The sequence below is a fragment of the Bradyrhizobium japonicum USDA 6 genome, from assembly GCF_000284375.1.
GTDB classification, from domain to species: domain Bacteria; phylum Pseudomonadota; class Alphaproteobacteria; order Rhizobiales; family Xanthobacteraceae; genus Bradyrhizobium; species Bradyrhizobium japonicum.
This window is the reverse complement of the sequence record NC_017249.1, coordinates 9,000,072-9,025,581: the sequence shown is the minus strand read 5'-3', so window position 1 is coordinate 9,025,581 and position 25,510 is coordinate 9,000,072. Positions and strand designations below refer to the sequence as shown.

At 64.9% G+C, this 25,510-nt stretch carries 30 protein-coding genes; 18 read left to right on the top strand and 12 right to left on the bottom strand.

Going from position 1 to position 25,510, the window contains the following annotated elements; all coding sequences use genetic code 11:
• Window positions 1-89 precede the first annotated feature (89 nt).
• The gene (locus BJ6T_RS41540) at window positions 90-953 is read left to right on the top strand and encodes a LysR family transcriptional regulator (RefSeq protein ID WP_014498519.1); all 864 of its coding nucleotides are present in this window, start codon (window positions 90-92) and stop codon (window positions 951-953) included.
• Here the strand turns inward: BJ6T_RS41540 and BJ6T_RS41535 are convergent, their stop codons facing one another.
• The 5 genes from BJ6T_RS41535 to BJ6T_RS41515 form a co-directional block, all read right to left on the bottom strand.
• Window positions 954-1,520, bottom strand: a complete 567-nt coding sequence (locus BJ6T_RS41535) for a nucleotidyltransferase family protein (RefSeq protein ID WP_028170206.1) — start codon at window positions 1,518-1,520, stop codon at window positions 954-956.
• A 12-nt stretch (window positions 1,521-1,532) separates the two neighbouring features.
• Entirely contained in the window at window positions 1,533-1,874 is a 342-nt protein-coding gene (locus tag BJ6T_RS41530) for an MmcQ/YjbR family DNA-binding protein (protein WP_014498517.1), read from the bottom strand.
• A gap of 23 nt (window positions 1,875-1,897) precedes the next feature.
• Window positions 1,898-2,674, bottom strand: coding sequence for a signal peptidase I (lepB, locus tag BJ6T_RS41525; RefSeq protein WP_014498516.1), 777 nt, complete (start codon window positions 2,672-2,674; stop codon window positions 1,898-1,900).
• Window positions 2,671-4,098 (bottom strand): metalloprotease TldD, encoded by a 1,428-nt coding sequence (tldD, locus tag BJ6T_RS41520; protein WP_014498515.1) that lies wholly within the window; start codon window positions 4,096-4,098, stop codon window positions 2,671-2,673. The genes lepB and tldD overlap by 4 nt, the downstream gene beginning before the upstream one ends.
• Window positions 4,099-4,218: 120 nt before the next feature.
• Window positions 4,219-4,764 carry an invasion associated locus B family protein gene (locus BJ6T_RS41515; protein WP_028170205.1) on the bottom strand — a complete coding sequence of 182 codons (546 nt, stop codon included), beginning with the start codon at window positions 4,762-4,764 and terminating at the stop codon, window positions 4,219-4,221.
• A gap of 446 nt (window positions 4,765-5,210) precedes the next feature.
• Between BJ6T_RS41515 and coxB the strand changes: the two genes are divergently transcribed.
• The 9 genes from coxB (at window position 5,211) to BJ6T_RS41470 (ending at window position 12,400) form a co-directional block, all read left to right on the top strand.
• A complete protein-coding gene (gene coxB, locus BJ6T_RS41510; RefSeq protein WP_028170204.1) occupies window positions 5,211-6,053 on the top strand; it encodes a cytochrome c oxidase subunit II in 843 nt (280 codons plus the stop codon).
• Window positions 6,054-6,140: 87 nt separating this feature from the next.
• Window positions 6,141-7,757, top strand: coding sequence for a cytochrome c oxidase subunit I (ctaD, locus tag BJ6T_RS41505; RefSeq protein WP_014498512.1), 1,617 nt, complete (start codon window positions 6,141-6,143; stop codon window positions 7,755-7,757).
• 60 nt (window positions 7,758-7,817) lie between these two features.
• Window positions 7,818-8,762, top strand: coding sequence for a heme o synthase (locus BJ6T_RS41500; protein WP_014498511.1), 945 nt, complete (start codon window positions 7,818-7,820; stop codon window positions 8,760-8,762).
• Window positions 8,759-8,935, top strand: a complete 177-nt coding sequence (locus BJ6T_RS41495) for a cytochrome c oxidase system small membrane protein (protein ID WP_014498510.1) — start codon at window positions 8,759-8,761, stop codon at window positions 8,933-8,935. The genes BJ6T_RS41500 and BJ6T_RS41495 overlap by 4 nt, the downstream gene beginning before the upstream one ends.
• 5 nt (window positions 8,936-8,940) lie before the next feature.
• On the top strand, window positions 8,941-9,591 hold the full coding sequence (locus BJ6T_RS41490) for a cytochrome c oxidase assembly protein (RefSeq protein WP_028160008.1): 651 nt from the start codon (window positions 8,941-8,943) through the stop codon (window positions 9,589-9,591).
• Window positions 9,592-9,671: 80 nt separating this feature from the next.
• Window positions 9,672-10,568, top strand: coding sequence for a cytochrome c oxidase subunit 3 (locus BJ6T_RS41485; protein WP_014498508.1), 897 nt, complete (start codon window positions 9,672-9,674; stop codon window positions 10,566-10,568).
• A 199-nt stretch (window positions 10,569-10,767) separates the two neighbouring features.
• Window positions 10,768-11,169 carry a DUF983 domain-containing protein gene (locus BJ6T_RS41480; RefSeq protein WP_014498507.1) on the top strand — a complete coding sequence of 134 codons (402 nt, stop codon included), beginning with the start codon at window positions 10,768-10,770 and terminating at the stop codon, window positions 11,167-11,169.
• A complete protein-coding gene (locus tag BJ6T_RS41475) occupies window positions 11,166-11,918 on the top strand; it encodes an SURF1 family protein (protein ID WP_014498506.1) in 753 nt (250 codons plus the stop codon). The genes BJ6T_RS41480 and BJ6T_RS41475 overlap by 4 nt, the downstream gene beginning before the upstream one ends.
• A gap of 116 nt (window positions 11,919-12,034) precedes the next feature.
• Window positions 12,035-12,400, top strand: a complete 366-nt coding sequence (locus tag BJ6T_RS41470; protein WP_014498505.1) for a nuclear transport factor 2 family protein — start codon at window positions 12,035-12,037, stop codon at window positions 12,398-12,400.
• Here BJ6T_RS41470 and BJ6T_RS41465 read toward each other — a convergent pair.
• A complete protein-coding gene (locus BJ6T_RS41465; protein WP_014498504.1) occupies window positions 12,397-13,734 on the bottom strand; it encodes a histidine kinase in 1,338 nt (445 codons plus the stop codon). The two genes, BJ6T_RS41470 and BJ6T_RS41465, sit on opposite strands and share 4 nt — an antisense overlap.
• Before the next feature lie 86 nt (window positions 13,735-13,820).
• Between BJ6T_RS41465 and BJ6T_RS41460 the strand changes: the two genes are divergently transcribed.
• The 5 genes from BJ6T_RS41460 (at window position 13,821) to BJ6T_RS41440 (ending at window position 19,118) form a co-directional block, all read left to right on the top strand.
• The gene (locus tag BJ6T_RS41460) at window positions 13,821-14,465 is read left to right on the top strand and encodes a response regulator transcription factor (protein WP_014498503.1); all 645 of its coding nucleotides are present in this window, start codon (window positions 13,821-13,823) and stop codon (window positions 14,463-14,465) included.
• A 551-nt stretch (window positions 14,466-15,016) separates the two neighbouring features.
• The gene (thrC, locus tag BJ6T_RS41455; RefSeq protein WP_014498502.1) at window positions 15,017-16,435 is read left to right on the top strand and encodes a threonine synthase; all 1,419 of its coding nucleotides are present in this window, start codon (window positions 15,017-15,019) and stop codon (window positions 16,433-16,435) included.
• The gene (locus BJ6T_RS41450) at window positions 16,432-17,721 is read left to right on the top strand and encodes a M16 family metallopeptidase (RefSeq protein WP_014498501.1); all 1,290 of its coding nucleotides are present in this window, start codon (window positions 16,432-16,434) and stop codon (window positions 17,719-17,721) included. The genes thrC and BJ6T_RS41450 overlap by 4 nt, the downstream gene beginning before the upstream one ends.
• 39 nt (window positions 17,722-17,760) lie before the next feature.
• Complete coding sequence (locus BJ6T_RS41445; protein WP_014498500.1) at window positions 17,761-18,348, top strand: GNAT family N-acetyltransferase; 588 nt, start codon at window positions 17,761-17,763, stop codon at window positions 18,346-18,348.
• Window positions 18,349-18,467: 119 nt separating this feature from the next.
• Window positions 18,468-19,118, top strand: coding sequence for a hypothetical protein (locus tag BJ6T_RS41440; RefSeq protein ID WP_028170202.1), 651 nt, complete (start codon window positions 18,468-18,470; stop codon window positions 19,116-19,118).
• 263 nt (window positions 19,119-19,381) lie between these two features.
• Here BJ6T_RS41440 and BJ6T_RS41435 read toward each other — a convergent pair whose 3' ends face one another.
• The 5 genes from BJ6T_RS41435 to BJ6T_RS41415 all read right to left on the bottom strand — a co-directional run bounded on the left by BJ6T_RS41435 (window position 19,382) and on the right by BJ6T_RS41415 (window position 22,026).
• The gene (locus BJ6T_RS41435; protein ID WP_014498498.1) at window positions 19,382-19,867 is read right to left on the bottom strand and encodes a F0F1 ATP synthase subunit B family protein; all 486 of its coding nucleotides are present in this window, start codon (window positions 19,865-19,867) and stop codon (window positions 19,382-19,384) included.
• Between the two features lie 5 nt (window positions 19,868-19,872).
• A complete protein-coding gene (locus tag BJ6T_RS41430) occupies window positions 19,873-20,439 on the bottom strand; it encodes a F0F1 ATP synthase subunit B (RefSeq protein WP_014498497.1) in 567 nt (188 codons plus the stop codon).
• 66 nt (window positions 20,440-20,505) lie between these two features.
• Window positions 20,506-20,736, bottom strand: a complete 231-nt coding sequence (locus BJ6T_RS41425) for a F0F1 ATP synthase subunit C (protein WP_007599451.1) — start codon at window positions 20,734-20,736, stop codon at window positions 20,506-20,508.
• Window positions 20,737-20,789: 53 nt separating this feature from the next.
• Window positions 20,790-21,539 carry a F0F1 ATP synthase subunit A gene (locus BJ6T_RS41420; RefSeq protein WP_014498496.1) on the bottom strand — a complete coding sequence of 250 codons (750 nt, stop codon included), beginning with the start codon at window positions 21,537-21,539 and terminating at the stop codon, window positions 20,790-20,792.
• Between the two features lie 112 nt (window positions 21,540-21,651).
• Entirely contained in the window at window positions 21,652-22,026 is a 375-nt protein-coding gene (locus BJ6T_RS41415) for an AtpZ/AtpI family protein (RefSeq protein ID WP_014498495.1), read from the bottom strand.
• 75 nt (window positions 22,027-22,101) lie between these two features.
• Between BJ6T_RS41415 and BJ6T_RS47860 the strand changes: the two genes are divergently transcribed.
• The 3 genes from BJ6T_RS47860 to BJ6T_RS41405 all read left to right on the top strand — a co-directional run bounded on the left by BJ6T_RS47860 (window position 22,102) and on the right by BJ6T_RS41405 (window position 23,538).
• On the top strand, window positions 22,102-22,344 hold the full coding sequence (locus BJ6T_RS47860) for a hypothetical protein (protein ID WP_014498494.1): 243 nt from the start codon (window positions 22,102-22,104) through the stop codon (window positions 22,342-22,344).
• Between the two features lie 41 nt (window positions 22,345-22,385).
• Window positions 22,386-22,904, top strand: coding sequence for a hypothetical protein (locus BJ6T_RS41410; RefSeq protein ID WP_028170201.1), 519 nt, complete (start codon window positions 22,386-22,388; stop codon window positions 22,902-22,904).
• Window positions 22,905-23,064: 160 nt separating this feature from the next.
• Entirely contained in the window at window positions 23,065-23,538 is a 474-nt protein-coding gene (locus BJ6T_RS41405; protein WP_014498492.1) for a secondary thiamine-phosphate synthase enzyme YjbQ, read from the top strand.
• Window positions 23,539-23,601: 63 nt separating this feature from the next.
• Here the strand turns inward: BJ6T_RS41405 and BJ6T_RS41400 are convergent, their stop codons facing one another.
• Complete coding sequence (locus tag BJ6T_RS41400; RefSeq protein WP_014498491.1) at window positions 23,602-25,227, bottom strand: MFS transporter; 1,626 nt, start codon at window positions 25,225-25,227, stop codon at window positions 23,602-23,604.
• Between the last annotated feature and the right edge of the window lie 283 nt (window positions 25,228-25,510).

Genomic DNA, 25,510 nt, shown 5'->3' with positions numbered 1-25,510 from the left:
CTCCTGAGCCCTCGATCTAGGGAGATGGCTTGCTATTTGGAAATTAAATGATTAACTTCAGATCAGTGGATTTTCGAATGGAGGCGGTCATGCTCGACCTGGAGCTCCTGCGCAGCTTCGTCTCGGTGGTCGAGGCCGGCGGCTTCACCCGCGCCGGCGAGCGCGTCCACCGCACGCAGTCGACCGTGAGCCAGCAGATCAAGCGGCTCGAGGAAGACGTCGGTCAGGTGCTCTTGCATCGCGACGGCAAGGACGTGCGCCCCACTGAGGCCGGCGAGCGGCTGCTGTCCTATGCGCGCCGGCTGCTCACGCTCGCCGAGGAGGCGCGCGACGTGCTGCGCGAGCCCGACAGCGAAGGCGCGATCCGGCTCGGCATCCCCGAGGATTTTGCGGCCTATCGTCTCGCAAAGTTGCTGGGTGCGTTCTCGCGCTCGCATCCGGGCCTTCGGCTCGATGTGCGCGCCGACCAGAGCAAGAACCTGTCCCGCGACCTCGAACGCGGCGAGCTCGACCTGGCGCTGTTCAAGCGCGAGGCCGGCGCGAAGGGTGCCATCGCGGTGTGGCCGGAGCGGGTGCACTGGGTCACCAGCAAGAGCCATCCGGTCGACGTCAATGTGTCGTCGGTGCCGCTGATCGGATTCCCGACTGGCTGCCTCTACCGCGCCGGCGCCATCCACGCGCTGGAGAGCGCGGGCCGCGCCTGGCACATGTCCTACTCGTCATCGAGTCTCGCCGGCATCCAGGCGGCGGTTGCCGCCGGCATGGGCCTCAGCATCCTGTCGGAGATGTCGATCCAGTCCGACCACCGCGTGCTGACGGCGAAGGACGGTTTTGAGCCGATCAACCGGACCGAAGTGGCGCTGATGGCCTCGCCCGGCGCCAGCCCGGCAACGCTGCGGCTTGCGGACCGGCTCGCGGAGTTCTGCGAGAATGTGCAGGCGAAGGCGGCGTGATCACTCCGCCGCAATCACGGTGAGCTCCGGCCACAGCGCCTTCCATCGCGCGGCCTTCACCGCGTAACTCGCTGCTGAGAAATTCGCCCCCGGGTTGGGCCGCGCGACCAGCCCCGCGATGTCGTCGAAGCCGTGCGGTGCGTAGACCTCAAATCCGCCGCTGGCGCGTCTCACCCCAACTTGCGTGTTCTGCGTGAGGAAGCGGTCGATGCCGTCTGTCGAGCAGGTCAGGGGCGGGTAGGGCAGGCCGTGCTTGCCGGGGTACCACAGGTGCACGCGCGCCTGGTTTCGGATCTCGATCTTCACGCCGAGGTGTCCGAGCCGCGCTTGCAGCATGCGGATTACCGCATCCTCCGCTTCCCATGACGTGTCAGGGTCGAAATAGAACACGTCGTAATCGGCGATGCCGTGATCGACCGCTCGGCCGGTGAGCACGTTCCACGCCGTCTGCACCAGACATCCCGACACCAGCAACGCATCGGGCAGTGCGAGCGAGGCGAGCTCGTCGATGATCGCAACGTTGACCGGGTTCTTCAGCGCCAGCGCGAGGAAGCGGTCGCGATCCATCGCGGCCATCGCTCACGCGCCGGCATCGAATGCGGCGCGCGCTGCTTTCGAGGCAAGGCCGCGCCAGCGCCGCCGCAGGAACGGCTCGACCATCGCGCGCTTCGCCCTGGACAGGCGGATCAGCACGATTGGATAGTCGGCATAGTGATCGGTGAAATAGAAGATCCCTGGCGGGCTCTCGACCAGCATGGTGCGCTCGTCGATGGGGACGTCAGGCATCACGAGACTGTCGCCGTCCTCCTTCAGACGCACCAGCATCTTCTTGCGCACTTTCAGCGCGGGCGTGCCGTAGGAGGTGCCGTCCTCGACCTCCGGCCACGTCAGCGCAAATTTTCTGACGTCGTCGAAGGTCATTTGATCAAGACCTTGGGACCGGCTCAGTGCACGGCGGTGAAGAACCGCGCGAGCCGGAAGCCGGAGAGCCAGGTCCACACCGGCTGGCCGCGCATGCCGAGGTCCCAGGAGCCGAGCACGGCATCCGCGCGTCCGACCAGATTGTCGATCGGCAGCAGGCCGACGCCGCCGGAGCGCAAGGGCACGCGGCTGTCCGCGGAATTGTCGCGGTTGTCGCCGAGCACGAAGAGGTGGCCGGGCGGCACCGTCACTTCCGGCGTGTTGTCGAGCGGGCCGTTGTCGCGCATCTTGAAGATCAGATGCGACACGCCGTTCGGCAGGGTCTCGATATAGCGGTAGGCCGGCTCGCTGCCGCCATTGTCGTCCTCGGCGGCGCCGACACCATCAGGCTTCAGCTCGGCGGGACGGTCGTTGATGAAGAGCTGGCCCTGCCGCATCTGGATGCGGTCGCCGGGCAGGCCCACGACGCGCTTGACCCAGGCCTGCGACCGATCGCCGGGCCAGCGAAATACGACGACGTCGCCTTGCTTCGGCGTTTCCGCGAAGACGCGGCCGCTTTCGGGCAGGTTGATCTGGATCGGCAGCGACGAGGTGCCGTAGCCATAGGGGAATTTCGAGGCGAGCAGCGCATCGCCGATCAGGAGCGTCGGCTCCATCGAACCCGACGGCACGTAGAACGGCTCGGCGAGCGCGCCCTTGGCGATGAACACGGCGGCGACGATGCCGGCGAGCTGCATCAGCTGACCAGCCCAGCCGCCGCTCTTCCGCTTGGCGGGGACAGTTACCTTCTCAACGCTCATGCGCCCGTTCCACCTACAGTAATACGTTCCATCAGAAGCGACGGCTGGCCGACGCCGACGGGCACGCCCTGACCGTTCTTGCCGCACGTGCCGATGCCGGTGTCCAGCGCGAGATCGTTGCCGATCATGCGGATGCGGTGCAAATCGGTCGGTCCGTTGCCGATCAGCATGGCGCCCTTCAGCGGCGCGCCGATCTTGCCGTTCTCGATCTTGTAGGCCTCGGTGCACTGGAACACGTATTTGCCCGAGGTGATGTCGACCTGGCCGCCGCCGAAATTCGCGGCGAAGACGCCGTTCTTCACGGACGCGAGGATCTCGGCCGGGTCGCGGTCGCCCGCGAGCATGTAGGTGTTGGTCATGCGCGGCATCGGCACATGAGCGTAGCCCTGGCGGCGGCCGTTGCCGGTCGGCTTCATGTTCATCAGGCGCGCGTTCTGGCGGTCCTGCATGTAGCCGACGAGGATGCCGTCCTCGATCAGCACGGTGCGGTTGGTCGGCGTGCCCTCGTCGTCGATCGACAGCGAGCCGCGGCGCGAGGCAATGGTGCCGTCGTCGACCACGGTGACGCCCTTGGCCGCGACCTGCTGGCCCATCAGGCCGGCAAAGGCCGACGTCTTCTTGCGGTTGAAATCGCCTTCGAGGCCGTGGCCGACCGCCTCATGCAGCATCACGCCGGGCCAGCCGGCCCCAAGCACGACGTCCATCTCGCCGGCGGGGGCGGGGATCGATTCCAGATTGACCAGGGCTTCGCGCAACGCGCCGTCGGCGGCATCGCGCCAGGACTTTGTCTCGATGAATTCGGCATAGCCGGCGCGGCCGCCATAACCCTTGCTGCCGCTCTCCTGGCGGTCGCCCTGACCGGCGACGACGGAGACATTGACGCGCACCAGCGGACGGATGTCGCGATAGCTTTCGCCGTCGGGCCGCAGGATCTCGACGACCTGCCAGGTCGCCCCCAGGCTGACGCTGACCTGCCGCACCCGCGGATCCTTGTCGCGCAGATAGGCGTCGATCTCGGCGAGCAGCTTCACCTTGGTCTCGAAGCCCGGCGCATCCAGCGGATTGTCGTCACTATAAAGCCGCACGTTGGTATGCGCCGGCGGGGCCGCAAAGCTGCCCGAATAGCCGCCGCGCACCGCAGCGACCGCGTCGGCGGCGCGAATCAGCGCCGGCAGCGACACGTCGGAGGAATGAGCATAGCCGACCGCGTCGTCCTTGACGGCGCGCAGGCCAAAGCCCTGCGAGGTGTCATAGGTCGCCTGCTTCAGCCGCCCATTGTCGAACATCAGCGCTTCGGTCTGGCTGTATTCCAGGAACAATTCGCCGTCGTCGGCACCGGCAAGCCCGCGTGCGACCTCGTTGCGGACCTGGTCGCGGTCGAGATTGGCGCGGTCGAGCAGGGAGGTGGTGGCTGGATTGGTCATGGGTGCGTCCATTATCGGTAGATCTAGGGCAAGATAATGGTTTCCCGGCGGTTCCGCGAGGGTGCCAGGTGCCACATTACGAAACGATAGGATTCGCGGCGCGCGGACGCGCCTGCCGCTCTACGGCAGCTTGTCATAGCCCTCGCCGAGCCCGTTCAGGCTGAGCGGGAAGCCGATGCCTTCTTCCGGGGTCTCGAAGATGATGAAGGTCGCGGTCTTGGCGGTGCGGAGCTGGCCGAGCAGCTTGTCGTCCATGACGACCTCGGCGACGCAGCCATTGGGCAGGCAGCGGACGAAGCCGGCGCGGCCGACGTCCTGGTTGTCGAGCTTCAGCCCGAGGCCGGAGGGCAGCAGCACACCGAGCGGTGCCACCACCCGCATCAACCGGCTCTTCTGGTCGGCGGTCTTGAGCACGATCACGGTGAGGCCGGCATTGGAGCGGTCTTCGGCCACCACGCTCTGGATCAGGGCGCATTGCTCGGTCTGGGCGCCCGGCGGGGTGTCGCAGCGGATCTGCCAGTCGCCATGGACGGAGCGCACCGCGCCCTGCGCATGGGCGAGGCCCGGCAGCGCCATGACGACGACCGCGGCCAGGAGGGCAGCCAGCATCGTGAGGCCGCTCGCCTGCCTTTTAGCCCGCCTTGTCATGCCTCTCGAAAACCCCATCGGGTCGGTCCCTCTGTTCGCCTGGGTCGCTCGCGCCTGGCGGACTGATACGGGAATGACGGCGTCTTGAAGGCGATTCGCAAGCAAATTCCGCGCCGCCCACACCGCCATCGCCCGCACGAATCAGGTTCCTGCGCGGCTGTCTGCAAGTGCCTACCGCGGGCAATTCCGCTGTCAAGCCGCGGCATCCCGGGAAACGGTATTTTTCTCTGATGTTACTAGGAAATATCTTGCGGGTGATGGCTGACAGACGGGGCTCAAGACTGCATTGCGATAGATCAAGAATTATGGTTTGAGAGGCTTGATTTCGGCGTTCTCACGATCTGGCCCTGATTCCTCTTAGAGGTATTCTTGCGCGGCGGTTTGTCAGACGGGCGGATCGAATAAGCGTTTCCCAAAAATAGGGGAACGCACTTGGGGTGATTTCGTAAGGGGAGCGCGACGGCATGAGGATGTCGATGGGCCGGGTCGGCCGACACTTGCTGGGATTGGCCGTGGCGGGTCTGACGCTGGCGACGGGCGGTGCGACATTCGCCGCCGAGCTCGGGCAGCCGGCGCCGTGGGAGTGGACGCTTCAGCAATCCGCCTCCCCGGTGATGGACAACATCGTCTGGTTCCACAACTTCCTGTTCGTGCTGATCACGCTGATCACGCTTTTCGTTCTGGCGTTGCTGGTGATCGTGGTCATGAAGTTCAACGCGAAGGCCAATCCGGTGCCGTCGCGGACCACCCACAACACGCTGATCGAGGTGGCGTGGACGCTCATTCCGGTGCTGATCCTGGTCGGTATCTCGGTGCCGTCGTTCCGCCTGCTGTTCCTTGAGCTCGATGTGCCGAAGGCGGATATCACCATCAAGGCGACCGGCAAGCAGTGGTATTGGTCCTATGCCTATCCGGATAACGGCAAGTTCGAGTTCGACTCGCTGATGGCCCAGGACAAGCAGCCCCGGCTGCTCGGTGTCGACAATGAGATGGTCGTGCCGGTGAACAAGGTGGTTCGTGTCCAGGTTACCGGCGCAGACGTCATCCACGCCTTCGCGCTGCCGGCTTTCGGCGTCAAGATCGACGCCATTCCGGGGCGGCTGAACGAGACCTGGTTCAAGGCCACCAAGACCGGCATGTTCTATGGCCAATGCTCGGAGCTCTGCGGCAAGGACCACGCCTTCATGCCGATCGCGATTCGCGTGGTGGAGGACCAGGAATTCGCCTCCTGGGTCGAGACGGCGAAGAAGAAATTTGCGAGCGGCGGCACCAGCACTTTCGCCTCCGCGGCCGGCCCGACGCAGTAAGCGCCGGGTCGAGGCTCGAGGGACTGAAAGCGACATAAAGGGCGGGACCTTCAGAGGTCCGAACGGGACGCAAGGCAGGATTTGAAAATGGCAACGAGCGCAGCGGCACACGGCGATCACGCGCATGACCACGAGCACGCCCATCCGACCGGATGGCGTCGCTACGTCTATTCGACCAATCACAAGGACATCGGCACGATGTACCTGATCTTCGCGGTAATCGCCGGCGTCATCGGCGCCGCGATGTCGATCGCGATCCGTGCCGAGCTGATGTATCCGGGCGTGCAGATCTTCCACGAGACGCACACCTACAATGTGTTCGTGACCTCGCACGGCCTGATCATGATCTTCTTCATGGTCATGCCCGCGATGATCGGCGGCTTCGGCAACTGGTTCGTGCCGCTGATGATCGGCGCGCCGGACATGGCGTTCCCGCGCATGAACAACATCTCGTTTTGGCTGCTGCCGGCCTCGTTCGCGCTGCTGCTGATGTCGACCTTCGTCGAGGGCGAGCCGGGTGCCAACGGCGTCGGCGCCGGCTGGACCATGTACGTGCCGCTGTCGAGCTCGGGTCACCCGGGTCCGGCCGTCGACTTCGCGATCCTGTCGCTCCATCTGGCAGGCGCCTCGTCGATTCTCGGCGCCATCAACTTCATCACCACGATCTTCAACATGCGCGCGCCGGGCATGACCCTGCACAAGATGCCGCTGTTCGTGTGGTCGATCCTCGTGACGGTGTTCCTGCTGCTGTTGTCGCTGCCGGTGCTCGCCGGTGCGATCACCATGCTGCTCACCGACCGCAACTTCCACACGACGTTCTTCGCGCCTGACGGTGGCGGCGACCCCGTGCTGTTCCAGCATCTGTTCTGGTTCTTCGGTCACCCCGAGGTGTACATCCTGATCCTGCCCGGCTTCGGCATGGTCAGCCAGATCATCTCCACCTTCTCGCGCAAGCCCGTGTTCGGCTATCTCGGCATGGCCTACGCCATGGTCGCGATCGGCGGCATCGGCTTCGTGGTGTGGGCGCACCACATGTACACGGTCGGCATGTCCTCGGCGACGCAGGCCTATTTCGTCGCCGCGACGATGGTCATCGCCGTTCCAACCGGCGTGAAGATCTTCTCGTGGATCGCCACGATGTGGGGCGGCTCGATCGAATTCCGCGCCCCGATGATCTGGGCGGTGGGCTTCATCTTCCTGTTCACGGTCGGTGGCGTCACCGGCGTCGTGCTGGCGAACGCGGGCGTCGACCGCGTGCTCCAGGAGACCTATTATGTCGTCGCGCACTTCCACTACGTGCTGTCGCTCGGTGCGGTGTTCGCGATCTTCGCCGGCTGGTACTACTGGTTCCCGAAGATGTCGGGCTACATGTACAACGAGACGCTGGCGAAGGCGCACTTCTGGGTCACCTTCATCGGTGTGAACCTCGTGTTCTTCCCGCAGCACTTCCTCGGCCTGTCGGGCATGCCCCGCCGCTACGTCGATTATCCCGACGCGTTCGCGGGCTGGAACCTGGTTTCCTCGATCGGTTCCTACATCTCCGGCTTCGGGGTGCTGATCTTCCTCTACTGCGTGCTCGACGCCTTCATGAAGAAGGTGCCGGCCGGCGACAATCCGTGGGGTGCAGGTGCGACCACGCTGGAATGGACGCTGCCTTCGCCGCCGCCCTTCCATCAGTTCGAAGTGCTGCCCCGCGTGCAGTAAGCCACCGCTCGCGGCGCCCGTGACGGGCGCCGCGGCTCTATAACGAAGCGAGTCAAACTAGTGTCCGTCCTCGACCACCACGCCATCGACATCGATCCCCGCATCTCCGAAGCGGAGGTGGGCGACTACATTGCGCTGCTCAAGCCGCGGGTGATGTCGCTGGTGATCTTCACCGCGCTGGTCGGACTGGCGATGGCGCCCGGGCATTTCCATCCGGTGCTGGCCATCACCTCGCTGCTCTGCATCGCGGTCGGTGCCGGCGCTTCCGGAGCGCTTAACATGGCGCTCGAAGGCGATATCGACGCCAAGATGTCGCGCACGGCAAACCGGCCGATTCCGCGCGGCCGCATCACCCGTCCCGAGGCGATGGCGTTCGGCATGACGCTCGCCTTCTTCTCGGTGATGACGCTCGGCATCCTCGTCAACTGGATCGCGGGCGCGCTGCTCGCCTTCACCATCTTCTTCTACGTCGTGATCTACACGATGATCCTGAAGCGCCGGACCGCGCAGAACATCGTGATCGGCGGCGCCGCCGGCGCGCTGCCGCCGGTGGTGGCGTGGGCCGCGGTCACGGGCACCGTCGACGTCGAGCCGCTGCTGCTGTTCGCCATCATCTTCTTCTGGACCCCGCCGCACTTCTGGGCGCTGGCGCTGTTCCGCTCCGACGACTACGCGCGTGCCGGCATTCCGATGCTGCCCAACGTCGCCGGTCCTGACGCGACGCGGCTTCAGATCCTGCTCTACACCATCGTGCTGATCGCGGTCGCCGCCGCCCCGTGGGCGCTCGGCTATTTCGACGCCATCTACGGCATCGTCTCGCTGATCCTCGGCGCCGGCATGCTTGTGCTCGCGATCAACGTCTATGTGCGCCGCGAGCGCAGCCAATCGCTGCGCGCGACCCGCAAGCTGTTTGCCTTTTCCATCCTTTATCTGTTCGCGCTGTTTGCGACCCTGCTGGCCGAGGTCGTGTTCCGGGCACTTGCTCCGATGGTAGGGGGCGCATGATCGCTGGAATGGCCGACAAACCTGAGATGAATGGAATCGTCCTCACGGAGGCGCAGAAGAAGAGCCGCCGCCAGCGCTCGATCGCGATCGCTCTCGCGCTCGGCGTGCTCGTGGTGCTGTTCTTCGCCGTCACCATCGTCAAGGGACCGGCAGTCCTCGTCCGGCCGATGTAGGAAACATGGATCGAGAGCCCACCATATCGCGGGATCAGAGCCGGACAGCCAGGCAGGGCCGTGGGCCTTCCAGGGGTCTTGGCCGCGACGTGCTGGTCGCCTCGATCTGCGGCGGCGTGGTGGCGCTGATGGTCGGTGCCTCCTACGCGGCGGTGCCGTTCTACAACTGGTTCTGCCGCGCCACCGGCTTCAACGGCACGACGCAGGTCGCGACGTCCGCGCCCGCCACCGGTCCGATCGCGCGCAAGATCGCGGTGCGCTTCGATTCAAACGTCGCGCCCGGCCTGCCCTGGAAGTTCGAGCCGGAGCAGAGCGAGATCGAGGTCAATATCGGCCAGGTCGTGACCGTCTTCTACACCGTGACCAACCAGGCCGCGCGCACCACTGCAGGCCAGGCGGCCTACAACGTCGCGCCCCTGACGGTCGGCTCCTACTTCCAGAAGATCAACTGCTTCTGCTTCACCGAACAGACCATGGCGCCCGGCGAGAAGCGCGAGATGCCGGTCGTGTTCTACGTCGATCCGTCGATCGCCGACGATCACGAGAACGACGGGCTGAACACGATCACGTTGTCCTACACGTTCTATCCGGTGCGCGATCCCGTGGTGAAGCCGCTGGCGTCGGGCGAGGACGACAAACGCAAGGGAAATCTCTGACCGCCGGGCGCACGTCGCGGGGGGTTGGACACAAGGGGATAAGTGCCGGACAGGCACGGGATTGAGGAGAGAGACCGCAAATGGCAACGGCGCACACCAAGCATCACGACTACCACCTGGTCGATCCCTCCCCGTGGCCCGTCGTCGGCTCCATCTCGGCCTTCGTCATGGCGGTCGGTGCGATCACCTGGATGCACCACATGTTCTCGGCCGCGCCGATCATCTTCGGTGCCGGCACCATCGGCGTGATCTACACCATGGCGAGCTGGTGGGCCGATGTGATCAAGGAAGCCCAGTACAAGGGCGATCACACCCGCGTCGTGCAGCTGCATCACCGCTACGGCATGATCCTGTTCATCGCCTCCGAGGTGATGTTCTTCGTCGCCTGGTTCTGGGCCTATTTCAACGCGGCGCTGTTCCCGGCCGACGCCGTCCACGCCACGCGCGACGCCGTGTTCGGCTGCGGTCTCGGCACCGCGGCTGGCGCTTGCTCCGTGCCCGGCACCTGGCCGCCGCATGGCATCGAGACCTTCGATCCCTGGCATCTGCCGCTCCTGAACACGCTGATCCTGCTGACATCAGGCACCACCGTGACCTGGGCGCACCACGCGTTGCTCGAGAACGATCGCAAGGGCCTGAAATACGGCCTGATCCTCACCGTCGTGCTCGGCGCGCTCTTCACCTGCGTGCAGGCCTATGAGTACAGCCACGCGGCGTTCTCGTTCGGCGGCAACGTCTATGGCGCGACCTTCTTCATGGCGACCGGCTTCCACGGTTTCCATGTGCTGGTCGGCACCATCTTCCTGCTGGTCTGCCTGTTCCGCGCCTATGCCGGCCACTTCACGCCGACACAGCATCTCGGCTTCGAGTTTGCCGCCTGGTACTGGCACTTCGTCGACGTGGTCTGGCTGTTCCTGTTCCTCTGCATCTATGTGTGGGGACACGGCGCCGAGACCATGGCCCACGGCGCGCACTGAGCCGCATTGGACCGATCAGAAGGGGCGGCCGCAGGGCCGCCCTTTCGCTTTTGGGCCGCCGGAAGCTCTGGCGGAAACCGTGATAGAGCGTTTTGAGCGAAATGGACGCCGGTTCGCGTGAAGAAAACGCGTCAAAACAAGAATCTGGAGCTTCAGTTCTGATTCAATCAGAACCGATAATGCTCTAGAGTCCGTCATCATGAACGATACCGCCGGCCCATCCGAGCCCGAGACGACCGTCCTGCAAAGCGCGCTGCGCGGCCTTGCCTGCAAGTGCCCGCGCTGCGGCCAGGGCAAGCTCTATGCGGGCTTCCTGACGCTCGCGCCCAGCTGCGACCGCTGCGGCCTCGACTACGCCTTCATCGACACCGGCGACGGTCCTGCGATCTTCATCATCATGCTGGCCGGCGGGATCGTCGTTGCGTGCGCGCTGATCGTCGAAGTCAAATACCAGCCGCCGTACTGGCTGCATGCGGTGCTGTGGCTGCCGCTGATCCTCGCGACCACGCTGTTGCCGTTGCGCGCGATGAAGTCGCTGCTGATCGCGCTGCAATTCCACCACAAGGCGGCGCCGGGCCGGCTGGTCGACCGCGCGAAATGAACGAGTCCGCGCGCAAGCCCCGCGTGGCCGGCTTCGCGCTGTTCACGCTTTTCCTGGCCGCCGTCTTGGTCGCGCTCGGCGTCTGGCAATTGCAGCGCCGCGTCGCGAAACATCAGTTGATCGCCGCATTGACCGAGCGTCTCGCGGCGGCACCTGTTGCGTTGCCGCCGCCGTCGCAATGGAGCACGCTGACGCCGGAGCGGGACGAATTCCGCCGGGTCACATTTACGGCGACCTACGAGTCCCGTCTGGATGCGATGGTCTACAGTTCCGGCTCCGCCATCCGCTCCGACATCTCTGGCCCCGGCACCTGGGCTTTCCTTCCCGCACGGCTGCCTGGCGGCGATATGGTCGCGGTCAACGCGGGCTTCGTGCCGAACACCCAACAGGACCGCGCCCTGCAGGATCGGGCGGTCGCGGGGCTCATTACCAACAAGCCGGCGATGTTGACCGGCTACGTCCGTTTCCCCGAAACAGCCAGCGTGCTGATGCCTGACGCTGAGCGTGACAAACGGCTGTGGTTCACGCGCGATCATCTCGCCATGTCCCGGGCGCTCGGCTGGGGCACGGTCGCGCCGTTCTACATCGACCTGGAGCGGCCGGTGCCCGAGAACGGCATTCCGCGTCCCGGTCCGCTCGACGTGCATCTGAAGGACGATCATCTGCAATACGCCATCACCTGGTTCGCGCTCGCCGGCGCGGTGCTGATCGCATTCGGCGTCTGGGCGAGGGGACGGCGCCCGGCCTGAAATTTCCGTAGGTTCCCGGAGGGAGCCCGGTATCGCCCGGGGTTTATTATTCAGGACATATTCACGAGGGTGGTCCTAAGCCGCACGCAAATTTTCGCGGCAGACAGGATTTTGGTGTGAGCGATTTCGACCAGATGGGAATTGTCGTCGACTGGGTGGACGCCTGCCGGAAGGGCGATCTCGCGACGCTACTCGATCTCTATGCGGACGACGCCCGGGTCGAATGCATGTGCAACGGCGAGCGGCATTATCGCGGACGGCGCGAGCTCGAAACCTATTGGGGACCGCGGCTCAGCACCTTCTCGTCGGCAGGCTTCGGCCTGGAGGAGATCAGTCCGGTGCCGCATGGCATCGATCTCGAATATTCCGTCGCGGGCTCGCTGCGTATCCACGCCTCGTTTCGCTTCAGTCCCGAAGGCAAGATCTACAGCACCCTGTGCGAGCCGGCGGAGCAGTCCCCGCATGCCGATGGTGCGTGCTAGCCGGCCGCAGGCTCGTCCCGCGCCGCTCCGACCGGCAGGCGGCAGCGCACATAGGTGCGCTCGTCCGCGCGCAGCAGTGACAGCGATCCGCTGAGCGCGCGCACGCGCTCGTGCATGCCCGTCAGGCCGCGGCCGAAGACGTTGTCGGCGGGAAAGCCGCCGCCGTCGTCGGAGATCTCAATCGTGAGCACCTCGCCGGCCATGGTCGCCAGCACATGGGCATTGTTCGCCCCGGCGTGGCGCAGCACGTTGGTCAGCGCCTCCTGGATCAGGCGATAGACGGTCTGGGCCAGCGGTCGGTCGATCTCGTTCAGACCCGGATCGATCGCGGCCGTCAGGCCGATATGCGGCGCCTGTCTGCGAAAGTTCTGGAGCAGCGTCTGCACGCTGGTCTCGAGCCCCAATTCCTCGATGTAGAGTGGCCGCAGCCGGTCGAGGATGCGGCGGTTGGTCTGCTGGAGCGCCTCGACCGATCGCATCACCTCCTGCGCCCGGTTGCCGAGATTTCCCGCCGGCGAAGCCTCGCTCAGCGCGATCGTGCCGGCGCGGATGCCGAACAGCAGCGGTCCGAGCTCGTCGTGCAGCTCGCGCGCGAGATCGCGCCGCTCGTCGTCCTGGAGCGACACCAGGCGGTGCAGCAGGTCGCGATTATCCTGACTCAATTGCGCGAGCGTCATCGCCAGCGCATTAGCTTCCTCGCAGCTCTGACGGATCTCCTGCGGTCCTGCGACCGGGATAGGCGTTGCATAGTCGCCGCGCCGGATTCGCGTGAGGCCCGCGCCGAGATCTTGCAGGGGACGCAGCGCCGATCCCGCAAAGAGATAGGCAATGATCCCGGTCAGGATCATCAGCACGGCGATGAGGCTCGTCAGTGCCAGGAAGCCGACCCATTTCTCGAACAGATCGGCTGACAGATCCGGCATGAACACGATGTCGCCGACGCGCCTGCCGTCGATGATGACGGGAGATGCCGCGTCCATCTCCGGGATGGCGATCAGGTCCACGAACCAATGCGGCACGCCATGCAGATCACGCAGGCTGTCCTTTGGAGGGGGCGTGGGACCCGCTTCCACTGAACGGAATTGAATATCCGAGGAGCTGTCCAAAGAATGGACAAATGCATCGAGTATCTTCCGCGGGTCGTTCGAGGCCCTCAGGCTGTTGTTGAGCGCCTCGGCGACGGTCCGGGTCGAGCGCCGGCCCGGCTCATTCTCGTCGGCAAGCTGCCCCGTCGCGAAGGTCTGGAGCAGCACGCCGCCCATGACCAGCGCGGCAAGGAAGCTCAAGCCGAGCGGGAGAAACAATTGTGTTCTGAATGAGAGCCGCTGCCACATTAGGTCAATTCTAACGCGCATTGACGGGATTTGCTCTTTCCATTTGTTCCCGCCGGTCTATGAGTCGAAAAACGAGAGAGCGCGCGATGCAAGATACCGCCAAACCGGCGACCCGAGTTCTGATCGTCGACGACCATCCCGTGGTGCTGTCAGGATGCCGCACCCTTTTCGCGTCCGACCACTCGATCCGTATCGACGAGGCGACCGACGCCAAATCCGGGCATCGCGCCTATATCAGCAAGCGGCCCGACGTCACCGTCATCGACATCAGCCTGCCCGACGTCTCCGGCTTCGAGCTGATGCGGCGGATCCGCAAGGACGACCCGGATGCCAAGATCATCATGTTCAGCATGAACGACGATCCGGCCTTCGTGGTGCGGGCGGTTGAGCTTGGTGCGCAGGGGTATGTCTCCAAGGGCGACGATCCCCGGATTCTGCTCAAGGCGGTTCGCAAGGTGGTCGCCGGCGACAATTTCATCTCGCCGCAGCTCGCGGAGGCGGTCACGTTCTCCGGTGCGGCGATCAAGGCCAATCCGGCCTCGCAGATGACGCCGCGGGAGCTCGAGATTCTCCGCCTGCTCGGCCGTGGCGACAAGATCGTCGAGGTCGCCGAGGCGCTCGGCATCTCCTACAAGACGGTGGCCAACACCACGTCCCTGCTGAAGCAGAAGCTCGGCGCCAAGAACCATTCCGACCTGATCAGGATCGCGGTGGAAATCGGGATGAGCTGATGCCCGGGCCCGGCACCGAACCGGCTGCTCCAGGATGCAGCCGGTCCGGCCGGGCGGATCGGGTCTCGGCGCGTAGCCGGGCAATGCTTGGACCGCGCCGACACCATCCGCCGACACAATGGGCCGGACTGATATTCGTTCCTGAAACACCCAAAATTTCGGGAAAAAGCGGCAGTGGCGCGCGAGCGCGCGCCGGGATGCCTTTGCGAAGCTCGAACCGTTCCGGGAAAAATAGGAACATTTTCTTGCCCCCGCCGTTTTGGCTCTTGACGATTTCGTGACGGGCGCCGAAAACTTGGCCGACAGTTTTGGCGGGTCGGCAACCCGCAGGAGGCAAACCGGTCTGCACAAATCAACGACAGACCTTCCAAGAGAAGGGCTGCGGCATCGCCGCAGCCCTTTTTCGTTGAGCGGGGCACGGACGGGAAGCGGTTTCCCGATGCCGCAAAACACTTTATGGTGGCACAACGCCTCTGGCCGTTAACAAGTAGTTTCATGAAATCAAAGGCTTATGGATCTGGCTCAAGGCCGGCCGGCCTTTGGAGGGCAGTTTGACTCGCTATATCTCGACCCGGGGCGAGGCCCCAGAACTCGGCTTCTGCGACGTGATGCTGACCGGGCTTGCCCGTGACGGCGGCCTGTATGTGCCGGTGACCTGGCCGCAGCTCTCGACCGAGGCCATCGCTGGCTTCTTCGGCCGCCCCTATTGGGAGGTCGCGGTCGACGTGATCCGTCCGTTCGCCGGCGGCGAGATTTCGGATGCCGAGCTCGGCCGCATGGCGAACGAAGCCTATGCAACCTTCCGCCATCCGGCGGTGGTGCCGCTGCGCCAGATGACGCCGCATCAATTCGTGCTGGAGCTGTTCCACGGCCCGACGCTCGCCTTCAAGGACGTGGCGATGCAGCTGATCTCGCGGCTGATGGACCACGTGCTCGCCAAGCGCGGCCAGCGCACCACCATCGTGGTCGCGACCTCCGGCGACACCGGTGGCGCCGCGGTCGACGCGTTCGCGGGCCTGGAGAATGTCGATCTCATCGTGCTGTTCCCGCACGGCCGCATCTCCGAAGTGCAGCAGCGGATGATGACGACCACAGGCGCGGCCAACGTCCATGCGCTCGCCATCGAGGGCAATTTCGACGACTGCCAGGCGCTCGTGAAGGGGATGTTCAACAACCATCGCTTCCGCGATGCGACCTCGCTCTCCGGCGTCAACTCCATCAACTGGGCGCGCATCGTCGCCCAGGTGGTCTACTACTTCACCTCCGCCGTCGCCGCCGGTGCGCCGGCGCGCACGGTGGATTTCGTCGTGCCGACCGGAAATTTCGGCGACATCTTTGCCGGTTATGTCGCCAAGCGCATGGGGCTGCCGGTGCGCACGCTGCGCATCGCCGCCAACGTCAACGACATCCTGGCGCGCACGCTCAAGACCGGGATCTACGAGGTGCGCGAGGTGCATGCCACCGCGTCGCCATCGATGGACATCCAGATCTCCTCGAATTTCGAGCGGCTGCTGTTCGAGGCCGGCCGGCGCGATGCGGCCGGCGTGCGCCGTCTGATGGACTCGCTGAAGCAGTCGGGGCGCTTCGTGTTGCCTGACGCGATGCTGGCCGCAATCCGTGAAGAATTCGACGCCGGCCGCGCCGACGAGACCGAAACCGCGGCAGCGATCCGCGCCGCCTGGCGCGAGGCGGGTGAGCTGGTCGATCCCCATACCGCGGTCGCGCTCGCGGTCGCCGACCGCGACACCACCGACACGACGGTGCCGAGCATCGTGCTCTCCACCGCCCATCCGGCCAAATTCCCCGATGCGGTCGAGGCAGCCTGCGGCCAGCGGCCGCAATTGCCCGCCTGGCTCGACGGTCTCATGACCAAATCCGAACACATGAAGGTGATGAAGAACGATCAGGCCGAGGTCGAGCGGTTCGTGCTGTCGGTCAGCCGGGCCGCAAAACAGGGAGTTGCCGGATGAGTGTCGAGATGTCCAAGCTTGCCTCCGGCCTGACCGTCGTCACCGACGAGATGCCCCATCTCGAGACCGCGGCGCTCGGCGTCTGGGCCGGTGTCGGCGGTCGTGACGAGAAGCCGAACGAGCACGGCATCTCGCATCTGCTTGAGCACATGGCGTTCAAGGGTACGACCAAGCGCTCCTCGCGCGAGATCGTCGAGGAGATCGAGGCGGTCGGCGGCGACCTCAATGCCGGCACCTCGACCGAGACCACGTCCTATTATGCGCGGGTGCTGAAGGCCGACGTGCCGCTCGCGCTCGACGTGCTCGCCGACATCCTCGCCAATCCCGCTTTCGAGCCCGACGAGCTCGAGCGCGAGAAGAACGTCATCGTGCAGGAGATCGGTGCCGCGCAGGACACGCCCGACGACGTCGTGTTCGAGCATCTCAACGAGCTCTGCTATCCCGACCAGCCGATGGGCCGCTCGCTGCTCGGCACCGCCAAGACCTTGCGCGCCTTCACCCGCGACATGCTGCGCGGTTATCTGTCGACGCATTATCGCGGCCCCGACATGGTGGTGGCGGCAGCCGGTGCGGTCAATCACAAGCAGGTCGTCGCCGAGGTCGAGAAGCGCTTTGCGAGTTTCGAAGGGACGCCGGGTCCGAAGCCGCAAGCCGCCCAGTTCGGCAAGGGCGGCGCCAAGGTGGTGCATCGCGAACTCGAGCAGGCGCATCTGACGCTGGCGCTGGAAGGCGTGCCGCAGAGCGATCTGTCGTTGTTCTCGCTACAGGTCTTCACCAACGTCCTCGGCGGCGGGATGTCGTCACGGCTGTTCCAGGAGGTGCGCGAGAAGCGCGGCCTCTGCTACTCCATCTACTCGTTCCACGCGCCCTATACCGACACGGGCTTCTTCGGCCTCTACACCGGCACCGATCCGGCCGACGCGCCGGAGATGATGGAGGTCGTGGTCGACATCATGAATGATTCGGTGGAGACGCTGACCGAGGCCGAGATCGCGCGGGCCAAGGCGCAGATGAAGGCGGGCCTCTTGATGGCGCTGGAGAGCTGCTCGTCCCGCGCCGAGCAGCTGGCCCGGCATGTGCTGGCCTACGGCCGGCCGCAGACGGTCGAGGAACTGGTGGCCCGGATCGACGCCGTCAGCGTCGAATCGACCCGGGATGCCGCGCGTGCGCTGCTTTCGCGGAGCCGCCCTGCAGTTGTCGCATTAGGCAGTGGCAGGGGTCTGGACACGGCGGTGTCTTTTGCGGAAGGATTGACCCGGGCACGTGCCAAGGCGCGGCTGCATTAGGAGCGGCGCACGGGCTGATCTGCCCCGGGAAGCATCACCATGGCCCTGTTTCGCCTGCCGTCCAGTGGACCCGCCGCCCTCGCGCCGCGCGGCAACGGCCTGTTGCTGCGCGCGCCGCAGATGTCGGACTTCATACAGTGGGCGCATTTGCGCGAGTCCAGCCGCGACTATCTCACGCCCTGGGAGCCGATCTGGCCGTCGGACGACCTGACCCGGTCCGGCTTCCGCCGCCGCCTGCGGCGCTATTCCGAGGACATCGCCGCGGACCGCTCCTATCCCTTCCTGATTTTCCGTGAGCTCGACGGCGCCATGGTCGGCGGCATCACGCTCGCCAATGTCCGCCGCGGCATCGTCCAGGCCGGCACCATCGGCTACTGGGTCGGCAAGCCTCATGCCCATCGCGGCTACATGACGGCGGCGCTCCGGGTGCTGCTGCCGACGCTGTTCGGCGAGCTCAATCTGCACCGGGTCGAGGCCGCCTGCATTCCCACCAATGCGCCGTCGATCCGGGTGCTGGAGAAGTGCGGCTTCTCCCGCGAGGGCCTGGCGCGCCGCTATCTCTGCATCAACGGGGTCTGGCAGGACCACCTGCTGTTCGGCCTGCTGCACGAGGATTTCCGCGGCTGACCCCTCCATTCATGTAACCAAAGTCTCGTCGCGTCGCCTTGGGTTCGCCGATTTTGACGATATAAACCGCTGGCCGGGCCGGCGATCGGCCGGAGAATTGTCATGGAGTATCGGCGTTGATGGTGAGGGAGCTTCGGTCATCGCGGAATGCGTTGCGGCGGGGGACGGGGATCGCGCTGGCGCTGTCGGTCGCGCTCGCCTCGGTCTCGCCGGTGGCGGCCCAGTCGCTCACCGACCGCTTCAAGAGCCTGTTCGGCGGCAAGTCCGACGAGGCGGCCCAGCCCAAGCCGCCGCCTGCGCCCGGCCAGCCGGCCGAGGACGAGGTCGATTGCCCGCAGGTCACGGTGCGCGCCGGGGCCTCGACCTACGCGGTCGGCGCCGCCGGCAAGCCGGCCGTCGGCAATGAGATCCGCTTCCAGGCCACGATCACCAAGATGGCGCGCGAATGCGCCCGCAGTGCCGAGGGCATCACGGCCCGCATCGGCATCCAGGGGCGGGTGATCGCAGGTCCCGCCGGTGCGCCCGCGACCGTCGAGGTGCCCTTGCGCATCGCCGTGGTGCAGGGCGGCGTCGGTGAGAAGGTGATCGCCTCGAAGGCCTACCGGACCACGGTCGAGATGTCGGAGGGCGGCAGCGTGCCCTTCACCTTCGTCGCCGAGGATCTGGTCTATCCGATGCCTTCGGCCAAGGTCGCCGATTCCTACATCTTCTATGTCGGCTTCGACCCGCAGGCGCTCTCGCCCGAGCCGAAGGCAAGGAAGAAGAAGTAGGCTTCGGGCTCCGCTGTCATGCCCCGCGACCCGGCTACGCCAAGGCTTCGCCGGGACTGACAGTGCAGGGCCGCCGAAGATTTAGCGAAGGCGGCAGGCGGGGCATCCAGTACGCCGCGGCTTCTCCGTATGCGATTGCTGTCTCTGGAATACTGGATCACCCGCTTTCGCGGGTGATGACATCCAATTTCTGGCTACAGACACCGTCAAACAAAAAAGCCGGCGCTCACGCGCCGGCTTTTTGACTGGTGAAGGCAAAACCCTCAGTTCAGCTTCTGCCGAACCTCGTTGATGCCCTTGGCGAGCAGGTCGTCGGCGATCTGGCCCTTGACCGACTGCGACAGGATCGTGGAGGCGGCCTGGACGGCGGCTTCCGCGGCTGCGGCGCGGACATCGGCCAGCGCCTGGGCCTCGGCGAGCGCGATCTTGCTCTCCGCGGTCTTGGTGCGGCGGGCGACGAAGTCTTCCATCTTCGCCTTGGCTTCGGTCGCGATGCGCTCGGCTTCGGACTTGGCGTTGGCGATGATGTCGGCAGCCTCGCGCTCGGCCGTGGCACTGCGCGCCTTGTAGTCGGCCAGCACCTTGGCAGCTTCCTGCTTGAGGCGTGTCGCGTCGTCGAGCTCGGCCTTGATACGGGCCGCGCGATGATCCAGAGCGGTCATCGCCGACTTGAACACGCCGAGATAGCCGAACACGACCATCAGGATCACGAAGGCGATGGCGACCCAGGTTTCAGGATCGAAGAACATATCGACTAACCCTTCAAGGACGCATCGACCGCGGCATTGACCGACGCGGCGTCAGGAGCGACGCCGGCGAGCTGCTGCACGATCTGGCCTGCCGCATCGGCCGCGATACCGCGGACGTTGCTCATGGCGGTGGCGCGGGTCGAGGCGATGGTCTTCTCCGCCCCGGCGAGCTTGGCCGCCAATTGTTCTTCCAGCGCCTTGCGCTCGGCTTCCGCCTGCGCATTCGCCTTGTCGCGGGATTCGTTGCCGATCGCCTGTGCCCGCGCGCGCGCCGAAGCGAGCTCGGTTTCATAGGCCTTCAGCGCCGCGTCGGACTGGTCCTTCAGCTTCTGCGCTTCGGCGAGGTCACCCTCGATCTTGTTCTGACGCGCCTCGATCGCACCGCCGACGCGCGGCAGAGCGAGCTTGGACACGATCACGTAAAGCAGGACGAAGAAGATCGCGAGCGACACCAGCTGTGAAGCGTAGTTGCTGCTCTCGAACGGCGGAAAACCGCCACCGTGGTGACCACCGTCAGCCTCGGTGTGAGCGCCCGCCGCCGGACCTTTTGCGCCGCCATGACTTTCAGCCACGGAGTTCTCCTGTTGCAGTCACACGCGCCGTCCCAATGGAATGGAACGGCGCGAAAAACGTCGTCCTCAGAGCGGAACGAACAGCAGCAGCAGCGCGATCAGCAGCGAGAAAATGCCGAGCGCTTCGGTCACGGCGAAGCCGAAGATCAGGTTGCCGAACTGGCCCTGAGCGGCCGAGGGGTTGCGAACGGCGGCGGCGAGGTAGTTGCCGAAGATCACGCCCACGCCGACGCCCGCGCCGCCCATGCCGATGCACGCGATGCCCGCGCCGATAAGTTTTGCTGCTGCCGGATCCATTTTAGACTCCTTGGAAGAAAGATTGGGTTTTGGGTGGAAATTCCCCGGACCGCTCAGTGTCCCGGATGAATGGCGTCGTTGAGGTAGATGCAGGTCAGGATCGCAAACACATAGGCTTGCAGGAACGCGACCAGGATCTCGAGGGCGTACAGTGCGACCGTGAGCGCCAGCGGCAGCACGCCGCCGACCCAGCCGAGGGCGCCGAGCGAGAAGCCGAGCATGGCGACGAAGCCCGCGAACACCTTCAGCGCGATGTGGCCGGCCAGCATGTTGGCGAACAGACGGACGCTGTGGGAGACTGGCCGCAGGAAGAACGACAGGATCTCGATGAACATCACCAGCGGCAGGATGTAGCCGGGGACGCCATGGGGCACGAAGATCGAGAAGAATTTCAGGCCGTTCTTGGCGACGCCGTAGATCAGCACGGTGAAGAAGACCAGGAGCGCGAGCGCCGCCGTCACGATCAGATGGCTCGAGATCGTGAAGGTGTAGGGGATGATGCCGACCAGGTTCGAAACGCAGATGAACATGAACAGCGAGAAGATCAGCGGGAAGAACTTCATGCCTTCCGCGCCGGCGGTCGAGCGGATGGTCGACGCCACGAACTCGTAGGAGATTTCGGCGACCGACTGGAGGCGCCCGGGAACCAGCTGCGTGCCGCTGGCGAGCATCAGGATCGAGATGATCGCGACCGCCACCAGCATGTAGAGCGATGAATTGGTGAAGGCGATCGTGTGACTGCCGATATGGCCGATCGTGAAGAGAGGCTCGATGTTGAACTGGTGGATCGGGTCGATTTTCATCAGCGCGGCATCTCTTGGTCTGCCGGGCAATGCCGGCGGGTCTCGGTCTGCCGGCCGGGCCGGCCCGTACCGGCATGGCCGGCACGATCATTCCTCTGTTGGTGCGGACCGCTTAAGAACCACCGCGCCTGTTTTGACCCGCGCCTGCCGTTCTCACCACATTCACCACGCCGGCCACGAAGCCCAGCAGCAGGAACACGATAAATCCGAAAGGCGACGTCGACAGCAAGCGGTCGAAACCCCAGCCAATCCCCGCTCCGACAGCGACACCGGCGACCAACTCGGAGGATAACCGGAAACCAAGCGCCATCGCCGAAGCTCTGGCCGCTCTGTCTTCACCGTTACCTGCGGGTTGCTCGGTCTTGGTTCGTCGGTCCCGGAATTCGGACAACCGCTGATCAAGATTCCCGAGCCGTTCGGAAAGCGCAGCTTCCTCGGACGATTTATCGCGATCCCCATTCTCGCCGTGTCCCGTGCCCTGTGTCATGCAACGAAGACCCGAAACGCCGCGGCTGAATGGAAATTACGCCCGCCACCCTCAAAAGCCGCGCGGACCATACTGATGGCCCATAATCAAGTCAAGCCAAGTCACGATTGCGTCGCGTTCTATTATCTATCTGATTTACTTGATGATATTGGCGCGCGCGGCAACACTGCACACAGCGTGACGCCGCACCGCAGCAGCTCTCTTCATGATCGGCGAATGCGACCACCATTTCGTCCTGCCGGCGGGATCAAAGGGATTGCTGCGATCGTTGATATCGGTGGCGCGTTTTGGGCGGCGGATTGCCTTGCCGGGGTGTAGAATTGAAGAGAAGCCGCAGAAGCGCCATGGCGGAGAGCGCGATGAGACCATCAAATTCATCCACAGCATCTTGGCTTGCGGCGGCGGTATTCGCTGCGGTGATGACCATCGGCGGCGGCCTGGTTGCCGCACAGTCCGCGCCCGACAGCGAAAACGGCCGCTACAGCATGACGCCCATCCCCGAAGGCGTGCTGCGGCTCGACACGCGCACCGGCACGGTATCGACCTGCAGCAGGAACGGCGCCGGCTGGGCCTGTTACGCGGTGCCCGACGAACGCACTGCGCTCGACGCCGAGATCGGCCGGCTCCAGGCCGAGGTCGAGAAGCTGAAGGGGCAGATCGCGGCGGGGCCGACCGTGTCCGGCAAGATCGACGAGGCGCTGCCGAAATCCGATCCGCTCAAGAAGGAGCCAAAGGTCGCCGAGGGGGACCGCAAGATTGAGATTCCGCTGCCGAGCGACCAGGATGTCGATCGGGTGATGTCGTTCCTTGAAAAGGCCTGGCGCCGGCTGATCGACATGGCCAACCGCGTGCAGAAGGATGTCTCGGGGAAGATTTGAGGACCCGTTCGCGCTATCCATGCGTTGAGCTGCCGTAGGGTGGGCAAAGGCGTTCCTACGCCGTGCCCACCATGTTTCCACCGTGACGTAAGAAGACGTGGGCGCGTCGCAACGCGCCTTTGCCCACCCGACGGCAGTGTTCGATCAATCGAGACCTCTTATGACATCAGGCAAATCCGTCACGCGCTCGGCGCCATCGTCGGTGCAAGCCACCACCGTCGCATCGTCACTGCTGACCGTGCAGACGCCCGGCCGCGGCTTCACCGATCTCACCAGCGAAACCGCGAAGTTCATCAATGAGGTTCAGGCGCGCGATGGCGCGCTGACGCTGTTCATCCGGCACACCTCGGCCTCGCTGACGATCCAGGAGAACGCCGATCCGTCCGTGCTCGTCGATCTCTCCACGGCACTGTCGCGGCTCGCGCCTGAGAACGCCGGCTGGACGCATGACACCGAGGGACCGGACGACATGCCGGCGCACGTCAAGACCATGCTGACGCAGACTTCGCTTCAGGTCCCGGTCCTGAACGGCAAGCTCGCGCTCGGCACCTGGCAGGCAATCTACCTGATCGAGCATCGCGCCCGCCCGCACCGGCGCGAAGTGGTGCTGCAATTCATCGGCAGCAATCATTAGGCCCCAAAACAAAACCGGCCGCGGAGACCGCGGCCGGTTCGTATTGTCGATCGGTGCTGTCGATCAGGTCGCCTTGATGTCGACGTCCTTGGTCTCGGGCAGGAAGAAGAAGCCGATCACGACGGTAATCGATGCGAAGATGACCGGATACCAGAGACCCGCATAGATATCGCCTGTGGAAGCCACGATGGCGAAGGCGGTCGCGGGCAGCAGGCCGCCGAACCAGCCGTTACCGATGTGGTAGGGCAGCGACATCGAGGTGTAGCGGATGCGGGTCGGGAACAGTTCGACCAGCATCGCGGCGATCGGGCCGTACACCATGGTGACGAAGATCACCAGGATGAACAGCAGCCCGACGGTCGCGGCCACCTGCGGACGGAAGATGTCGAACGGATGCGACATCTTCACGATGCCCGCATCGCCCGGCTTCGGATAGCCGGCTGCCTGCACGGCGGCGAGCAGCGCCGGATTGCCGTCCTTGGCGTTGGCGTAGGCAACGTCCTTGCCGTTGACCACCACCTTCACGCCGGAGCCGGCCGGGCCGGGCACGGTCGAGTACCTGACGGACGCGCCCGACAGGTAGGCGCGTGCGGTGTCGCAGGGCGCACTGAAGACGCGGGTGCCGACCGGGTTGAACAGGTCGCCGCAGCCCGCGGGATCCGCCACCACGTCGACCTTGACCGACTCGATCGCCTTTTCCAGCGCCGGGTTGGCGTTGGTGGTGATCATCTTGAAGATCGGGAAGAAGGTCAGCGCCGCGATCAGACAGCCGCCGAGGATGATCGGCTTGCGGCCGATCTTGTCGGAGAGCACGCCGAACACGATGAAGAAGCCGGTGCCGAGCAGCAGCGACCATGCGATCAGCAGGTTGGCGGTGTAGCCGTCGACCTTCAGGATCGATTGCAGGAAGAACAGCGCGTAGAACTGGCCGGTGTACCAGACCACGCCCTGGCCCATCACGCCGCCGAGCAGCGCGAGCAGCACGAGCTTGCCGTTCTGCCAGTTGCCGAAGGCTTCCGTCAGCGGCGCCTTCGAGCTCTTCCCCTCGTCCTTCATCTTCTGGAAGATCGGGGATTCGTTGAGGCGGAGACGGATCCAGACCGAGATGCCGAGCAGCAGCACCGAGACCAGGAACGGAATGCGCCAGCCCCAGGCCGCGAAGTCGGCTTCGCCGGTCGCGGTGCGGGTGAACAGGATCACCAGCAGCGACAGGAACAGGCCGAGCGTCGCCGTCGTCTGAATGAAGGAGGTGTAGTAGCCACGCTTGCCGTTCGGAGCATGCTCCGCGACATAGGTCGCCGCACCGCCATATTCACCGCCGAGCGCCAGGCCCTGGGCGAGGCGCAGCGCGATCAGGATGATCGGGGCCGCGATGCCGATGGTCGCCGCATTGGGCAGCAGGCCGACGATGAAGGTCGACAGACCCATGATCAGGATGGTGACGAGGAAGGTGTATTTGCGGCCGACGATGTCGCCGACGCGCCCGAACACGATGGCGCCGAACGGACGGACGAGGAAGCCCGCGGCGAAGGCCAGCAGCGCAAAGATGTCGCGGGTTGCCGGCGGATAGGCCGAGAAGAACTGCGCTCCGATGATACCGGCCAGCGAACCGTAGAGGTAGAAGTCGTACCACTCGAAGACGGTACCGAGCGAGGAGGCGAGAATGACGAACCGTTCGTCCTTCGTCATCCCTCCAGCGCCCGCTTGAGACACAGCCATTGTCGACATGTTGAGTCGCTCCCCGAAATGCGTTTCCTCGCGCCCCGGATATCCGGTCATGCCGGATCGACCCAGGTCTTGGCTCCAAGGTAACATCGGCGTGAAACCCGCCCCAATACGACTTTCGGCCTTGCGCACTGACGCGCACCTGACGCCGCGAACCTTTCAATCCGGCACGATCGCGCTCGACCATGGGTTAACCCCGTTCCCGCAAAGGGATAATGCCCACTTGCATGCCACGGCCGGTCGGGAA

Bases quoted from the DNA above. Each gene is read 5' to 3' on its own strand.
- BJ6T_RS47860 (WP_014498494.1), top strand. From the start codon at position 22,102: ATGGCCCATAATCAAGTCAAGCCAAGTCACGATTGCGTCGCGTTCTAT.
- BJ6T_RS41440 (WP_028170202.1), top strand. From the start codon at position 18,468: ATGGTGAGGGAGCTTCGGTCATCGCGGAATGCGTTGCGGCGGGGGACG.
- tldD (WP_014498515.1), bottom strand. From the start codon at position 4,098: ATGACCAATCCAGCCACCACCTCCCTGCTCGACCGCGCCAATCTCGAC.
- BJ6T_RS41405 (WP_014498492.1), top strand. From the start codon at position 23,065: ATGACATCAGGCAAATCCGTCACGCGCTCGGCGCCATCGTCGGTGCAA.
- BJ6T_RS41435 (WP_014498498.1), bottom strand. From the start codon at position 19,867: ATGTTCTTCGATCCTGAAACCTGGGTCGCCATCGCCTTCGTGATCCTG.
- BJ6T_RS41515 (WP_028170205.1), bottom strand. From the start codon at position 4,764: ATGGGGTTTTCGAGAGGCATGACAAGGCGGGCTAAAAGGCAGGCGAGC.
- BJ6T_RS41465 (WP_014498504.1), bottom strand. From the start codon at position 13,734: ATGTGGCAGCGGCTCTCATTCAGAACACAATTGTTTCTCCCGCTCGGC.
- BJ6T_RS41415 (WP_014498495.1), bottom strand. From the start codon at position 22,026: ATGACACAGGGCACGGGACACGGCGAGAATGGGGATCGCGATAAATCG.
- lepB (WP_014498516.1), bottom strand. From the start codon at position 2,674: ATGAGCGTTGAGAAGGTAACTGTCCCCGCCAAGCGGAAGAGCGGCGGC.
- BJ6T_RS41530 (WP_014498517.1), bottom strand. From the start codon at position 1,874: ATGACCTTCGACGACGTCAGAAAATTTGCGCTGACGTGGCCGGAGGTC.
- BJ6T_RS41490 (WP_028160008.1), top strand. From the start codon at position 8,941: ATGGATCGAGAGCCCACCATATCGCGGGATCAGAGCCGGACAGCCAGG.
- ctaD (WP_014498512.1), top strand. From the start codon at position 6,141: ATGGCAACGAGCGCAGCGGCACACGGCGATCACGCGCATGACCACGAG.
- BJ6T_RS41450 (WP_014498501.1), top strand. From the start codon at position 16,432: ATGAGTGTCGAGATGTCCAAGCTTGCCTCCGGCCTGACCGTCGTCACC.
- BJ6T_RS41475 (WP_014498506.1), top strand. From the start codon at position 11,166: ATGAACGAGTCCGCGCGCAAGCCCCGCGTGGCCGGCTTCGCGCTGTTC.
- BJ6T_RS41485 (WP_014498508.1), top strand. From the start codon at position 9,672: ATGGCAACGGCGCACACCAAGCATCACGACTACCACCTGGTCGATCCC.
- BJ6T_RS41460 (WP_014498503.1), top strand. From the start codon at position 13,821: ATGCAAGATACCGCCAAACCGGCGACCCGAGTTCTGATCGTCGACGAC.
- coxB (WP_028170204.1), top strand. From the start codon at position 5,211: ATGAGGATGTCGATGGGCCGGGTCGGCCGACACTTGCTGGGATTGGCC.
- BJ6T_RS41535 (WP_028170206.1), bottom strand. From the start codon at position 1,520: ATGGATCGCGACCGCTTCCTCGCGCTGGCGCTGAAGAACCCGGTCAAC.
- BJ6T_RS41410 (WP_028170201.1), top strand. From the start codon at position 22,386: ATGAGACCATCAAATTCATCCACAGCATCTTGGCTTGCGGCGGCGGTA.
- BJ6T_RS41540 (WP_014498519.1), top strand. From the start codon at position 90: ATGCTCGACCTGGAGCTCCTGCGCAGCTTCGTCTCGGTGGTCGAGGCC.
- BJ6T_RS41400 (WP_014498491.1), bottom strand. From the start codon at position 25,227: ATGACGAAGGACGAACGGTTCGTCATTCTCGCCTCCTCGCTCGGTACC.
- BJ6T_RS41480 (WP_014498507.1), top strand. From the start codon at position 10,768: ATGAACGATACCGCCGGCCCATCCGAGCCCGAGACGACCGTCCTGCAA.
- BJ6T_RS41495 (WP_014498510.1), top strand. From the start codon at position 8,759: ATGATCGCTGGAATGGCCGACAAACCTGAGATGAATGGAATCGTCCTC.
- BJ6T_RS41420 (WP_014498496.1), bottom strand. From the start codon at position 21,539: ATGAAAATCGACCCGATCCACCAGTTCAACATCGAGCCTCTCTTCACG.
- BJ6T_RS41445 (WP_014498500.1), top strand. From the start codon at position 17,761: ATGGCCCTGTTTCGCCTGCCGTCCAGTGGACCCGCCGCCCTCGCGCCG.
- BJ6T_RS41425 (WP_007599451.1), bottom strand. From the start codon at position 20,736: ATGGATCCGGCAGCAGCAAAACTTATCGGCGCGGGCATCGCGTGCATC.